Origin of the sequence: Arthrobacter sp. SX1312, from assembly GCF_002929295.1 — a bacterium.
GTDB lineage: Bacteria > Actinomycetota > Actinomycetes > Actinomycetales > Micrococcaceae > Arthrobacter_D.
The window spans coordinates 198124-212147 of sequence record NZ_PJIM01000001.1; the positions used below are offsets into that span (position 1 = coordinate 198124).

The following is a 14024-nucleotide window of genomic DNA, read 5'->3' on the forward strand; positions in this document are numbered from 1 at the left end:
GGACTGTCATCCAGCGGGGGCCGCGTTGTGGCGGAATCTTCCGCTACTCGGCGGAAGGGAACCGCCCGGGAGTCGGTGTAGTACGACCGCAGTCCATGCTTCATGCCGGGTGGGCGCTGGGCGACTGATCTTCCGCGGCGAGTAGATGACGGATAGGCGCGGCACCCCATCGAGCCGTTCCACAGGGACGGGCCCTCCGGCCGGCACCGACCCTGTGCGTCAGCCCGCCGCGGCATACGCCTAGCTGAACCTGAGATCGAGCGCCTCGTCACCCGAGGTCCCGGTAAGCCCGGGATCCGGGCCCCTGTGGTGGAAGAACCTCAGCAGTGCTGCCTCCGCGGCTCTCAGGTCGACGACGACGCCGGGCCCGGGAACCGGGCCACAAGCGCCCGGTGGTGACTCAACCGATGCCTGCTGGCGCCTAAATCCGGCGCTTGTAGTGGTCGTGGGTCAGCTTCAGCTGCTCTGCCCAGAACGCGTACTTCCGCTCATCGGATGCGCCCGGCTCCAGATGGCCGAGGTTCTCCGCAAGGGTGTAGAACTCGCTTCCGGGCTCCCGTTCCACCTCCGAGAGCGTCGCGACCGACGAGAGCATGAACCGACTGTGCAGGAGGTCCTCCCTCACGACGTCGGCGAGGAGCGCGCCGAGCGCATCGCGGTCAGCAGCCTGGGAGAAATCGAACGGTTCCGTATCGGTGTCCTCACTGATCTGTCGATTGAGGTCCTCATAGGTGATCAACTCCTGCCGGCGGGCAGTGTGGACCATGATGCTGCGGGCAGCCTCCATGACTATGGCCCGGTCCTCGTCAGTGCGTGCGTGCGGCATGCTGCCCCTTCCGTCGGCTTCCGAAAGCCTATCCGTCCCAGCTCCGACGATCTCCCGATGCCCAGGCAGTTCGAGCCTGCCCGGGAACCACACGGCGACCGGTGGTTTCTGCTCCGCCACGATATTTACACGATGCCGAGGCGCGGTGTATGGCTTGACCCATGAGGAGTCATCACGTGAGCCGGATCATCACGGCATCTCCGGAGGCTGTCTACGACGTCGCGTCGGACATCGGCAACCTGCCGAAGTGGGCCGCCGGCTTCGCGCAGTCGGAGGTGGTGCAGGACGGGCGGGATCTGTTCGTCGAGTCCCCGATGGGGGGGGTCCGTATCCAGTTCGTGGAACGGAACCGGTTCGGGGTGCTTGATCACGACGTCGTTCTGCCGTCCGGGACTGTCGTCACGAATCCGATGCGGGTGGTCTCCCACCCGGACGGTGCCGAAGTGATCTTCACCGTTCGCCAGATCGAACTCAGCGATACGGAGTTCGCGCGGGACGTCCGGATGGTCGAGGCCGATCTCGATCGTCTCGCAGCGCTGGTGAGCAACGGGGCACCCGCAGTTCCGGGCGGCAAGGGGGAGTAACCTACGTGCGGCCAGGGCGCCGGGCATCCAGCGTCTGGCCCGGTTGCCCGGGTGCGGAAAAGGATCGGCCTCCGGGCCGTAGCCGAACGGTAGGGTGACGCTGACAGAAGGGCTGCAATGTGTTCTCTTCACCATGAGGTGGATCGTCGGGTCGCCGAGCCGCTGGCCGCTTCGCTCGACCGCATCGGACATCTGGTCACCTCCGTCGTCCCGCCAGGCTATGAGCGCTACGTGCGCGTCCTCAACCCTGTCGCCATCGATGACGGTTCGGTCATCAGGTGGTCGGACATCATGGAACGCAACGGCCTCGAACCGAGCCCCTGGATGCAGTGGGACGAGCTGAAGGCCCACCCTGACGCCGTTCTTCCCGCCGGCAACGCAGAACCTGCGATGGGTGATCCTCATCCAAGCCTCGCAGGAGCCCTGATCCGCGAGCTCCACGTGGACGAGGGCCGACACTACTTCGCGAGCTGGACCGGCTACGCCGAAGGAAGCGCTCCGCCGATCATCGAGTTCTCACCATCCCGACGGGAGATGGCGCTGTACTCGGGCGTCCTCATCGATGCCGAGGGCTCTGTGGTTGTACCGACTACGGACACGGGCCGCGTTCCCACGTACTGGTGGCCAGGAGATCTGCAGTGGTGCGTCGGCCAGGACCTGTACGCACGAAGCCTCATCGTCGGCTGCGACCTACCCACCGCCGGCAGAATCCTTGCAGCCGAAGACCTGGACTCCCACCTGATCCGCGAATCGGACATGGTTCCCTCCGAGGACTTCTGAACCTAATATGCCCCGGTTCGGGACGGGGGTCCTTCGCTGGGACAGAATCGCATCGTCGACTAGAGGGCGGGCAGTGTCACAACCGCCTCACCGTACGTAAGAGTGACGTCCTGAGTCCTGTCGATCTCCGTGGGGGTACTGATGACGTAGGTCCGTGGCGACATGTCGGCTGAGCACACCGTCGCCTCGTGGCGGTCGATGCCCACCTTCACGGTGTGAGGACCGACGACCTCGATCGATGAAGGGAAGGCGGGGCAACTCCCGCTGCCCACAAGGACGATCGCGAACGTGTCGCCGCCGTCGAGCCACCCAGCCCTCGGGAAGGGGTAGGCGGAGCCCGGGGAGCGGGGAGGTTGCTCTCCGATGATCGCTTCCGCGGGGAGTCCTCCCCGGATCTCGGACTCGGCGATCGACTGTTGCAGCGAGTCCGTCGCTTCGGGAGCGGGAGGTGACCCTGTGGTGCCGGGTTCTGCCGTGCATCCTCCGATCAGCAGGACGGTCGCGGCCACCACGCCCACAGCAAGTCGATTCCCCATGACACGAGACCAGGGTGCACCGGAGACATGTAGCCCAGGGCACTGGTCACGCGGTGTCCGGCGTCCACGCGCGTCGCCGGGATCCAGGTGGTCGAACCCTCGGCGGGGACAGCGACAGGAGCGCGGCGTCACGGAGCGTCCGGGCCCGACGACGCATCCAGGATGCGCGCCGCGCCCGACTCCGCGGCAAGCTGCTCGTCGGTCAGGGCCGCTCCGCGCAGGAAGCCGCTCCGGGCGAGCATCCCCCGGAGCTCACCGGCACCATAGGGGCGGGGCCATCGGCTGTGGGCAACCACATGGCAGTTGGGACACAGCGGAACGAGGTCGACGAGCGGATCGACGGCGTAGTCGGCGTCGACGTACTCCGGCGGGGTGATGTGATGCATCTGGATCAGGTCGCTGCCGTCGAGGCCGTACCTCTGTTCGAAGTCGAGGCCGCACGCATGGCAGGCGGAACCCCGGTGGGCGACGACCGTCCTCCGCACATCCGGGTCGTGCTCGAACCGGTTGACGTGCACCCGCTTGCCGGCCGCCGGCGGCAGGGAACCAGGGGCCGGATCGAGTGAGCCGGCGTCGGGGGTGAACGCCTCTCTCCAGGCCGTACGCAGCGCTGCCTCGTCCGTCCCCTCGATCACGATCGGTCTGCCGTCGGCGGCCAGGACGCCGGGTGCGAGTTCCACGAGCCGCGTCAAGGCCAGCTGATCGCCGTGGGGGAGAAGGGCGTCGAACTCGATCTGCGCTGGTGTCGTCGGCTCATCCTCCGGCTCTGATTCGCCGACGGCGGCGAGGGTGCCGTGGCCGATGAGGCCCTGCCCGGCCGGGGGACCGGTAAGGATCACCAGCCACACGTCCATGCCGCGTGAGGGGGCGGTGGGCGGTGCGGCAGCGTGCGACGAGGCGAGGAGTGCGGGGAGGGTCCAGCGCTGCCGGACCACGCCGTCCCGGCGCACGGCATCGATGTCGGCTACGTACGGCCCGTCCCATTGGGGCTCATCCGGGTTCCAGGGAATGATCACTGCCACCATGGCACGAGTGTGACAGATACCCGCCCTCGCGGTTCAGCCTCGAAGCACCCATCTCTCGGCTTCCTCCCACTCGGTGAAGAAGCGAGCATCGGTGCGGGCCTTCACCAGGAACGCGGTGAGCACGAGGTCGACGGCGTCGGTCCCGAGCACGGCGACCCGGGCGGGGAACTCGTGGGAGAGGATCGCCGTCCTCGCCTCCCACGTGATCTCCTTCAGTTTCGTCACCTCCACCAGCAGCGGCAGGGTGGGCGAGCCGGACATGGCGATGGCGGATCCGACGCCGGCGATGTCGTTCCGATCGATGGCGATGCGTGGTGTCCAGCGCAGGTGGAGCATGTGCGGGAGGACGTCGAGCGAGAATCGGCCCGTCCTGCGGTCCGCCGCCCCTCGGGAGTCACACCGCTGCATCATGTTCGTATCCATTCGGCAGACCCCCGGAACCACAGCGTCACCACGCGCGAGGTACTGCCGCCGAGTTTCGGGGTGTGGGCCACGCGGGCGGTCGGTCGCGCAGGCGCGCGGACTGGAGGATGTTCGACGCCGCCTGGGGCACGGATGGGTGAACAACCGAAGCAGGTGGCGTCGCGCCCGTCAGGGGAGCGGGGGCGTCACAGCTCCCACCGCGGCTGATCCTGCCAGAGCATCATGCCGTCGAAGCTGTTGATCACCTCGCGCACGCCCGGTGCGAGGACGGGAAGCCCGCCGTCGACGGCGATCAGCGGTCCGTACTGCCGCAACTCCGCCATCTCATTGGCGAAGTGGAGGGCGCGCGCGTGATCGGCCGTGAGGCCCACGCCGCCCGCCGCGACGGCTTCGAGAGCCGACTGGGCCCGGCCGAACAGGATGGCATGGGCGAGGTCGATCGCCGTCGTCTCGGGGTCCTGTTCCGCCTCGGTGGCCCAGCTCCGCAGCACAGGGTCTTCCTTGAAGCGCACGCTCGCCTGATCCCGTTCCACTGCCATGACGTCCCCGCTGATCGTTGGCTGTATCGAAGTCCAAGCGTCCCAGTCGCCGCCTCCACCGACAAGACCGGCCGATCCGAAATACGAAGTTGTTAGCCGCCCGTGATCTGTGCGGACTCCGCTCGTCCGTCGCGGTGGGTCGTGCCAGACTGGGACCATGCGCCCACATCCCCTGAAACCGCACGCGCGCTCCACCAGCCCGGACCGTGCCATGACCCCCGCCGGCGAGGAGCGTCATGTCGCCATGCGCCTCGACGACGCCTGGCTCCGTTTCCAGACCCGGCGGGCGATCCGCCGTGGACGAATGGAAACCGTCATCCCCTACACGGGTTACGGCTCGACGTCGTGGGTGCGCGTCCTGGCGCGCGTTGTCCTCAGCGATCCGAGGGACGCCGTCCCTGGGTCGGACGAGGGCCGCCTGAAGCCGCTGCAGGACGGCATGCGCGGCTGGCGCAACTTCACGAGCGCGCCGGTGGCGCACGCCGTCGTACACGTCACCATCGGTGACACGGTGCACGACGTCGAGGCGGACCGCGGCGGCGTGGTGGACGCGCGGATCCCGGTGAACCTCGCCGCCGGCTGGCACAACATCACCCTCCAGACGGGCGGCTCCAGGGCGGCGGAGGCCCCCGTGCGGATCGTCGAGGACGGGACGGAGTTCGGCGTCGTGTCCGACATCGACGACACCGTCATGGTGACGGCGCTGCCCCGACCGTTCCTCGCCGCGTGGAACACCTTCGTGCTGGACGAGCACGCGCGGACGCCCACCCCCGGCATGGCCGTGCTCTACGAGCGCATCGTGCGCACGGTCCCGTCGGCTCCCGTGCTGTATCTCTCCACCGGGGCCTGGAACGTTGCGCCGACGCTGTCGCGGTTCCTCTCCCGGAACCTCTACCCGGCAGGGCCGAAGCTGCTCACCGACTGGGGGCCGACGCGCGACCGCTGGTTCCGCAGCGGGCAGGAGCACAAGCGGCTCTCCCTCGAGCGGCTGGCCGAGGAATTCCCCGAGATGAAGTGGCTGCTCGTGGGCGACGACGGTCAGCACGACGAGGCGATTTACGCCGAATTCGCCCGCCGCCATCCCGAGAACGTGCGGGCCATCGCGATCCGGCAGCTCTCCGTGAGCGAGGCAGTGCTCGCAGGTGGCCGCTCGAAGACCGGCGTGCAGCCGACCCCGGGCATCCCGTGGATCTACGCCCCCGACGGCGCCGGCATGTCCGCCCGCCTCGAGGAGATGGGCATCATCGAGCACACGGTGCGTACCGCCGACGTGCCCGAGGAGGGCGACATCGCGGGGGAGTCGGACTGACCGGGCGGCGCCGCAGTTCGTCATGAAGGCCAGGAGTCTTGATGGCACCACCGCTCTGTCGTAGCGTGGGCGCCTAGCTACCGAGGGTAGCGGGTCAGCGACTTCCGCAAGGAAGTGTGGGTGCCCCCATGTGGGCCTGACATTCGTACGCAGTATCACGATGATTCGTCACCGTCATGTCCCTGCACCTTCTCCCGCCCTCCGCCGCAGCAGGCGGCGCGGTGGCACGTACGAAAAGGATCCCATGTCAGCACCCGCGTATCCGGCTCTCTCCTACGAGCTGTACCCACCGCGGAACCCCGTCGCGGAGGACTCCCTCTGGACGACCATCCGCCGCCTCGAGGACACGCAGCCCGATTTCGTCTCCGTGACGTACGGCGCAGCGGGACGCAACAGGGACGCCGCGTTCACCCTCCTGCGGCGCCTGCTCACGGAGACCACGCTGAAGCCGCTCGCCCATCTCACGTGCGTCGGGACCAGCCGTGAGGAGCTCACCGAGATCGTCGACCGGATGATCGGCGGCGGAGTGCGGGGCATCCTCGCGCTGCGCGGGGACATGCCGGATGGCTACGGACCCGACGAGGACGAGGTGGAGCACGCCGATGGGCTCGTCCGGCTCATCCGCGATGTCGAGGCCCGGCGGACCGCCCAGCTCGCGGCCGGCCGCATCTCGGTCGGCGTCGCGGCGTATGCGACACGCCACCCGGAATCGCCGAACCTGGAGCAGGACATCGAGGTACTGCTGGCGAAGGAGGCCGCCGGTGCCGACTTCGCGATCACCCAGGTGTTCTTCCAGCCCTCCGACTACTCGCGGCTCGTGACCCGTGCCCGCCGCGCCGGGGTCACGATCCCGATCATCCCCGGCGTCATGCCGCTGACGAGCACCCGCCGGCTGGAAAGGCTGAGCGGCCTTGCCGGCGTCGACGTCGATGACGCCCTGCGGTCCCGGCTGGCAGCCGCCGGCTCCGACGGCGAGCGCCGTCGGGTGGGTGTCGCGGCCACCGTCGAACTCGCCCGGGCGGCACTGGACGACGGCGCCCCCGGCCTCCACCTCTACACCTTCAACGAGCATGCCGCAGCCCTCGATGTCCTCGACGCGCTCGAGCTGGAACGACCGCCCCAGGCCGGACTGGCCGCATCCCTCTAGCGCGGCGTCCACGTACCCCGCCCCTCCGCCGCCACCAGGAGACCGACGTGCCCACACCGTTCCCGCACAGCACCATCCTCGGCTACCCGCGCATCGGACCGCGTCGCGAGCTGAAGAAGGCCCTCGACGCCTACTGGTCCGGGCAGACCGACCGGGAGTCCCTCGAGGGTGAGGCGCGGCGTATCCGCGCCTCGACCTACGCACGCCTGACGGAGCTCGGGCTCAACCCGCACGACTGCTCCATCCCGGCGTCGTTCTCGCTCTACGACCAGGTGCTGGACACCGCCGTCGTGCTCGGTGCCGTGCCGGAGCGGTTCGCGGACCTGCCGGACGACGACGGCGCCCTGGACCTCGACGCCTACTTCACCCTCGCGCGGGGCGACGCGACGCGCCCACCGCTCGAGATGACGAAATGGTTCGACACCAACTACCACTACCTCGTGCCGGAGATCGGGACGGCCACGCCCTTCACCTTGTCCCCGGGGACCGTGCTGCGCGACGTCGACGAGGCGGCCGGGGCCGGATACCGGATCCGGCCCACGCTGATCGGCCCGGTGACGTTCCTGCTGCTGAGCAAGGCGGACGACGGCGAGGACCCCGCCTTCATCCCGCTGGACCGGCTCCACGACGTGCTGCCCCTGTACCGGGAGCTCCTGCGCCGGTTGGCGGACCGGGGCGTGCGCTGGGTGCAGTTCGACGAGCCCGGCCTCGTCGCGGACACGGTGGTGCCCGAGAAGCGGATCGAGGCGGCCGTCCGGGACGCGTACGGTCACCTCACGGACGGCGCGGACCGGCCGGCGCTCTTCGTCGCCGCCCCCTACGGCTCCCTCGGGACCCGGCTCGCACCCCTCGCCGCCGCCGGGGTCGACGCCGTGCACCTCGACCTCGTCAAGGGTGCCGTCCCCCCGGCCGAGGACATCGGCCTGCTGCGTGGCAGGACGCTCGTGGCGGGCGTGGTCGACGGCCACAACGTCTGGAAGGCCGACCTCGCCGCGGCGTGCGGAGTGCTCGACGCCCTGAGGAACGACGGCGTCGCCCTGTCCGTCACGACCTCGACCTCCCTCCAGCATGTACCGCACGACGCCGGCATCGAGCAGGCGCTGGACCCGCAGCTACGCTCGTGGCTGGCCTTCGCCGACCAGAAGATCCAGGAGGTCGCCCTCCTGGCAGGGCACGTCGCACACCCGGGCAGCATCGACGGCGAGATCGCGGCCGCCGCCCGGGTCCTCGCCGGGCGGCGGACCGCGCCCGGCGTCGAGGCCCCGGCCGTCCGCGCGCGGACCGCGGCCCTCACGCCGTCGGACTTCGTCCGGGGCGACGTCGGGGAGCGGCGCACGGCGCAGCAGGCCGCGCTGGATCTGCCGGTCCTGCCGACGACGACGATCGGCTCCTTCCCACAGACCGCGGAGATCCGCTCGGCGCGGGCACAGGCCGCACGGGGGGCGTTGTCGGGGGAGCAGTACGAGGCTGCCCTGCAGGACGAGATCCGGCGCGTCGTGACCCTGCAGGAGGACCTGGGCTTCGACGTGCTGGTGCACGGGGAGGCCGAGCGCAACGACATGGTGCAGTACTTCGCCGAGCACCTGGACGGCTTCGACGTCACCCGGCACGGCTGGGTGCAGTCCTACGGCTCACGGTGCACGCGCCCGTCACTGCTCTGGGGGGACGTCAGCAGGCCCGCGCCCGTCACCGTGCCCTGGACGGCCTTCGCGCAGTCCCTCACCGACAGGCCGGTCAAGGGCATGCTGACCGGACCGGTGACCATCCTCGCGTGGTCCTTCGTCCGCAACGACCAGCCGCTCGCCGACACCGCGAACCAGGTGGCGCTCGCGCTCCGCGACGAGGTGGAGGACCTCGAGCGGGCCGGGACCCGCATCATCCAGGTCGACGAGCCGGCACTGCGCGAACTGCTCCCCCTCCGCCGGGCGGACCAGGCCGCGTACCTCGCGTGGTCGGTACGTGCCTTCACCCTGGCGACGGCCTCCGCGGCACCGGCTACGCAGATCCACACGCATCTGTGCTACTCGGAGTTCGGCAGCGTCCTGGCTGCCATCGACGGGCTGGACGCCGACGTGACCTCGCTCGAGGCCGCGCGCTCGCGGATGGAGGTGGTGCACGATCTCGAGGAGCACGGGTTCGGGCGGGGTGTGGGGCCCGGGGTCTACGACATCCACTCGCCGCGCGTGCCGTCGGTCGAGGAGATCCGGGCCCTCCTGGAGCGCGCCGTCCGGCATGTGCCGGCGGCGCAGCTGTGGGTGAACCCCGACTGCGGGCTCAAGACGCGCGGGTATCGGGAGACGGAGGAGTCACTGCGGAACCTGGTCGAGGCCGCGCGGGCTGTGCGGGCGTCCGTGGAGGCTCCGGCCGGTTAGGTGCGGTCCGACGTCGTGTGCCGGGGCGCGATGCTCTGGCTGCGGAGGATCTCGGCCAGGTGGTCCAGGAAGAGCCGCACCCGGGCGTCGTCGGCATCACCGGTGCGGAGCGCGAAGATGCTGCGGGCGAGCCTGATCTCGGGCACGTCCAGTGCCACGATTCCCTCGGGCCGGTTGACCATCGCGAGCTCCGGCACGAGGGCGGCCCCCAGGCCCGCCGCGGTGAGTTCGAGGCTGGCGTTGAAGTCGTCGCAGTACGCGCTGATGCGCGGGTGGAGGTTGCAGCTGGCGAACAGCCGTTCGATCACCGTGGCGTCCGCCGTGCCGGGGTGGTGCATGATCCACGGCATGTCGGCCAGCTGGTCGGCGCTGACCCGGGCTCCGCTACGGATGCCCCAGCTCGCGGGCAGGATGACACGGAAGTCGTCGTCGCCGATCCACTGGCGGCTGAGGGTCGACGGCCAGGCGAGCCCCGCCTGGCCCACCTGGTAGACGAGCGCGAGGTCGAGGTCCCCTCCCGTACGCAGCCCCTGGATGGCATGGGCGGGCTCCCCGACGAACAGGCGCAACGACACCCCGAGGCGCTGCCACTCGGGCATGCGGAGCAGCCTCGGCAGCGCGAACGTGGCCAGGCTGGGGAAGATGCCGAGCCGGAGCTCGTGCGCCGGTCCCGACCCGGCGCGGGCGGTCGAGGCGAGCAGCGCGTCGATGTCCGTGAGGACCTTCGCCGCGTGCCGGGACATGGCGACGGCGGCGTCGGTGGGGACGGCGCTGCGGGCCGAGCGGGTGAACAGGGCGGCACCGGTGTCGCGTTCCAGTGCGGACATCTGCTGTGACACCGCCGACGCCGTGTAGCCGAGGCTGGTGGCCGCACCGCTGAAGGATCCGTGGCGGATCACCTCGAGCAGCGTCCGCAGGTGGATCGGGTTGACCATCCAGCACTCTCCATCCCGTGGTCCGGACCGGGCCGTAGCCGGCACGGGTCCTGTCGAGCTTACCCGCGAGCCTCCGATGGGGACGGGCGCCGCGGGCCGGAGCCCCTGTGGTCCATTGCGCAGATATGGCGGGTGTCCGACGGCGGAACCCGCCACTGGTGCGCACCCACCGGGTGCTCGAGAGGGAGGGGCGCAGCGAGGACCGCGACACGCCGGGAGGAACGCGACACGAAGTTTTTCTGCCTGTGCGGAAGTCCTCCACAGAGCTGTGGACGACGCCCCCGCGAGGCCGCGGATCGGCTGATTCCCGGGGTTCCGCTGGGCGCTGATCTGTGGACATCGTGTGGACTACGACCCCTCCGAATGACATACTTGTAATACATCATCTAGGGGTTGGCACCACGGGCCTGCACTAGATGTAGTATCGAAGGACAGAAACAGCCGCTGGACGGCATGGGTTTGCCAGACGCGGGAATCCCCGGATTTCTTCCCCTTCCGGGGTCGCGCGCCGCTCATGACGCGGCAGCTGTTTCATCGATGAATCTCGTATCAGTAGTAGAGAAAAGGGGACCAGGACATGACCGTCACGGTGTACACGAAGCCGGCTTGCGTACAGTGCAACGCCACCTATCGCGCTCTGGACAAGAAGGGCATCGCCTACCAGAGCGTCGACATCTCGCAGGACCCGGCCGCCCTCGAGCGCGTGCGCTCCATGGGGTACATGCAGGCCCCCGTGGTCATCACGGACAACGACCACTGGTCCGGCTTCCGCCCCGACAAGATCAACCTGCTGGCCGACGCCGCCGTCAGCTCGGTCGCCTGACCGGTCCCTTCGGGGATCGCCGGCGAGGCATCCTGAGATGGTCACCATCGCGGACAACCGAGCCGCCCCCGCTGAACCGGCTGCTGCCGGGGACGCCGAGGGACCCCTCACCGATGCGCCGCTGATCTACTTCTCGTCCGTCTCGGACAACACCCACCGCTTCGTGAAGAAGCTGGGGGTCCGGGCCGCCCGCATGCCGCTGCTCACCAAGGAGCCCACGCTGCGGGCAGCCCGGCCGTACGTCCTGGTCCTTCCCACCTACGGCGGGACCACCGGCAATGGTGCGGTACCCCGCCAGGTCGTGAAGTTCCTGAACAACCAGCAGAACCGCAGCCTCCTGAGGGGGGTGATCGGGGCCGGTAACACCAATTTCGGTGAGACCTACTGCCTTGCCGCCGACATCGTCGCCGCCAAGTGCAACGTCCCCGTTCTCTACAGATTTGAAGTCATGGGCACGTCCGAGGACGTGGACCGGGTAACCAAAGGATTGGAAGAGTTTTGGACATGAGTGTTGCAGAGACAGAGGCGGGTGCTCCCGCAGCCGCAGTGGACCGCTTCAAGGACATGGGCTATCACGAGCTGAACGCCATGCTCAACCTGTACGGGCCGAACGGCGAGATCCAGTTCGACGCCGATCGCGAGGCTGCGCACCAGTACTTCCTGCAGCACGTGAACAACAACACGGTCTTCTTCCACGACCTCGAGGAGAAGCTCGACTACCTCGTGAAGAACGAGTACTACGAGCGCGAGACGCTCCACCAGTACACGATGAACTTCATCCGCGACCTCTTCAAGCGTGCGTACGCGAAGAAGTTCCGCTTCGAGACCTTCCTCGGCGCCTTCAAGTACTACACCTCGTACACACTGAAGACGTTCGACGGCAAGCGGTACCTCGAGCGCTACGAGGACCGCGTGTGCATGGTCGCCCTGCACCTCGCCCGCGGCAACGAGGCCCTCGCCGAGCAGATGGTCGACGAGATCATCGACGGTCGCTTCCAGCCCGCCACCCCCACGTTCCTCAACGCCGGCAAGCGCCAGCGCGGCGAGCTCGTCTCCTGCTTCCTCCTGCGCATCGAGGACAACATGGAGTCGATCGGCCGGTCCATCAACTCGGCCTTGCAGCTCTCCAAGCGCGGCGGCGGCGTCGCGTTCGCCCTCACCAACATCCGCGAGGTCGGCGCGCCGATCAAGCAGATCGAGAACCAGTCCTCCGGCGTCATCCCTGTGATGAAGCTCCTCGAGGACAGCTTCTCCTACGCCAACCAGCTCGGTGCCCGCCAGGGCGCCGGCGCGGTGTACCTGCACGCCCACCACCCGGACATCAACCGCTTCCTCGACACCAAGCGTGAGAACGCGGACGAGAAGATCCGCATCAAGACGCTGTCCCTCGGCGTCGTGGTCCCCGACATCACCTTCGAGCTCGCCAAGCGCGACGAGGACATGTACCTGTTCTCGCCGTACGACGTCGAGAAGGTCTACGGCATGCCGTTCTCCGACATCTCGGTCACCGAGAAGTACTACGAGATGGTGGACGACGCCCGGATCAAGAAGACCAAGATCAAGGCCCGTGAGTTCTTCCAGACCCTCGCGGAGATCCAGTTCGAGTCCGGCTACCCGTACATCATGTTCGAGGACACCGTGAATCGGGCCAACCCGATCGACGGCAAGATCATCATGTCCAATCTGTGCTCCGAGATCCTCCAGGTCTCCGAGCCCACCACGTACAACGAGGACCTGTCCTACGACCAGGTGGGCAAGGACATCTCCTGCAACCTGGGGTCGCTGAACATCGCGAAGACCATGGACTCGCCCGATTTCGGCCGGACCATCGAGACCGCGATCCGCACCCTCTCGGCCGTTTCGGACATGAGCCACATCGGCTCGGTGCCCTCGATCGCCAAGGGCAACGACGCCTCGCACGCCATCGGCCTCGGCCAGATGAACCTGCACGGCTACCTGGCCCGTGAGCGCGTCCACTACGGTTCGGAGGAGGGCCTGGACTTCACGAACATCTACTTCTACTCCGTGGTGTACCACTGCATCCGGGCGTCGAACCTGATGGCCATCGAGACCGGGCGTGCGTTCGCCGGCTTCGAGAAGTCCAAGTACGCCAGCGGCGAGTTCTTCGACAAGTACACCGATCAGGTGTGGGAGCCGGCGACGCCGCGCGTGCGTGAGCTGTTCGCCGACGTGCGCATCCCCACGCAGGAGGATTGGCGTGCGCTGAAGGCCTCGGTCATGGAGCACGGCATCTACAACCAGAACCTGCAGGCCGTCCCGCCGACCGGCTCGATCTCGTATATCAACAACTCGACGTCCTCCATCCACCCGGTGGCGTCGAAGATCGAGATCCGCAAGGAAGGCAAGCTGGGCCGCGTGTACTACCCGGCGCCGTACCTCACCAACGACAACCTGGAGTACTACCAGGACGCGTACGAGATCGGCTACGAGAAGATCATCGACACCTACGCCGCTGCGACGCAGCACGTGGACCAGGGCCTGTCCCTGACGCTGTTCTTCAAGGACACCGCCACCACGCGTGAGATCAACAAGTCGCAGATCTACGCCTGGCGCAAGGGCATCAAGACCGTCTACTACATCCGTCTCCGCCAGCTCGCGCTGGAAGGGACCGAGGTAGAGGGCTGCGTCTCATGCATGCTCTAGGCAACTGAATTGGCCAGGCCGGGCGGTATGCCCGGCCTGGCTTCCGGCACACCAGGCAGTA

The 14024-nt window shown here is 68.2% G+C and carries 14 protein-coding genes; 8 read left to right on the plus strand and 6 right to left on the minus strand.

From position 1 onward, the window contains the following. Window positions 1-421: 421 nt before the first annotated feature. A complete protein-coding gene (locus tag CXQ92_RS00905; RefSeq protein WP_146067338.1) occupies window positions 422-946 on the minus strand; it encodes a hypothetical protein in 525 nt (174 codons plus the stop codon). A gap of 56 nt (window positions 947-1002) precedes the next feature. Here CXQ92_RS00905 and CXQ92_RS00910 point away from each other — a divergent pair, with 56 nt between their 5' ends. Further along, on the plus strand, window positions 1003-1410 hold the full coding sequence (locus CXQ92_RS00910; protein ID WP_104164454.1) for an SRPBCC family protein: 408 nt from the start codon (window positions 1003-1005) through the stop codon (window positions 1408-1410). Window positions 1411-1527: 117 nt separating this feature from the next. Next, window positions 1528-2190 carry a hypothetical protein gene (locus tag CXQ92_RS00915; RefSeq protein ID WP_146067339.1) on the plus strand — a complete coding sequence of 221 codons (663 nt, stop codon included), beginning with the start codon at window positions 1528-1530 and terminating at the stop codon, window positions 2188-2190. 59 nt (window positions 2191-2249) lie between these two features. Here CXQ92_RS00915 and CXQ92_RS00920 read toward each other — a convergent pair whose 3' ends face one another. The 4 genes from CXQ92_RS00920 to CXQ92_RS00935 all read right to left on the minus strand — a co-directional run bounded on the left by CXQ92_RS00920 (window position 2250) and on the right by CXQ92_RS00935 (window position 4713). Continuing rightward, entirely contained in the window at window positions 2250-2726 is a 477-nt protein-coding gene (locus CXQ92_RS00920) for a hypothetical protein (RefSeq protein WP_146067340.1), read from the minus strand. Between the two features lie 128 nt (window positions 2727-2854). Then, on the minus strand, window positions 2855-3751 hold the full coding sequence (locus tag CXQ92_RS00925) for an HNH endonuclease (protein ID WP_104164460.1): 897 nt from the start codon (window positions 3749-3751) through the stop codon (window positions 2855-2857). Window positions 3752-3784: 33 nt separating this feature from the next. Next, window positions 3785-4162 carry a hypothetical protein gene (locus CXQ92_RS00930; RefSeq protein ID WP_104164462.1) on the minus strand — a complete coding sequence of 126 codons (378 nt, stop codon included), beginning with the start codon at window positions 4160-4162 and terminating at the stop codon, window positions 3785-3787. 197 nt (window positions 4163-4359) lie between these two features. Next, entirely contained in the window at window positions 4360-4713 is a 354-nt protein-coding gene (locus CXQ92_RS00935) for a hypothetical protein (RefSeq protein ID WP_104164464.1), read from the minus strand. A 157-nt stretch (window positions 4714-4870) separates the two neighbouring features. On the opposite strand from CXQ92_RS00935, the gene CXQ92_RS00940 reads away from it, so the two are divergent. The 3 genes from CXQ92_RS00940 (at window position 4871) to metE (ending at window position 9541) form a co-directional block, all read left to right on the plus strand. Continuing rightward, window positions 4871-6022 (plus strand): App1 family protein, encoded by a 1152-nt coding sequence (locus CXQ92_RS00940; protein ID WP_104164466.1) that lies wholly within the window; start codon window positions 4871-4873, stop codon window positions 6020-6022. 244 nt (window positions 6023-6266) lie between these two features. Further along, entirely contained in the window at window positions 6267-7169 is a 903-nt protein-coding gene (locus CXQ92_RS00945; RefSeq protein WP_104164468.1) for a methylenetetrahydrofolate reductase, read from the plus strand. Between the two features lie 47 nt (window positions 7170-7216). Beyond that, complete coding sequence (metE, locus tag CXQ92_RS00950) at window positions 7217-9541, plus strand: 5-methyltetrahydropteroyltriglutamate--homocysteine S-methyltransferase (RefSeq protein WP_104164470.1); 2325 nt, start codon at window positions 7217-7219, stop codon at window positions 9539-9541. Here metE and CXQ92_RS00955 read toward each other — a convergent pair. Then, a complete protein-coding gene (locus CXQ92_RS00955; RefSeq protein WP_104164472.1) occupies window positions 9538-10476 on the minus strand; it encodes a LysR family transcriptional regulator in 939 nt (312 codons plus the stop codon). The two genes, metE and CXQ92_RS00955, sit on opposite strands and share 4 nt — an antisense overlap. A gap of 577 nt (window positions 10477-11053) precedes the next feature. Between CXQ92_RS00955 and nrdH the strand changes: the two genes are divergently transcribed. The 3 genes from nrdH to nrdE are packed head-to-tail and all read left to right on the plus strand — an operon-like array spanning window position 11054 to window position 13963. Next, complete coding sequence (nrdH, locus tag CXQ92_RS00960; protein WP_104164474.1) at window positions 11054-11299, plus strand: glutaredoxin-like protein NrdH; 246 nt, start codon at window positions 11054-11056, stop codon at window positions 11297-11299. A gap of 37 nt (window positions 11300-11336) precedes the next feature. Then, window positions 11337-11807 carry a class Ib ribonucleoside-diphosphate reductase assembly flavoprotein NrdI gene (gene nrdI, locus CXQ92_RS00965; RefSeq protein ID WP_104164476.1) on the plus strand — a complete coding sequence of 157 codons (471 nt, stop codon included), beginning with the start codon at window positions 11337-11339 and terminating at the stop codon, window positions 11805-11807. Then, window positions 11804-13963: a class 1b ribonucleoside-diphosphate reductase subunit alpha gene (nrdE, locus tag CXQ92_RS00970; RefSeq protein ID WP_104164478.1), complete on the plus strand. Its 2160-nt coding sequence runs from the start codon at window positions 11804-11806 to the stop codon at window positions 13961-13963. The genes nrdI and nrdE overlap by 4 nt, the downstream gene beginning before the upstream one ends. The last annotated feature ends 61 nt before the right edge of the window (window positions 13964-14024 follow it).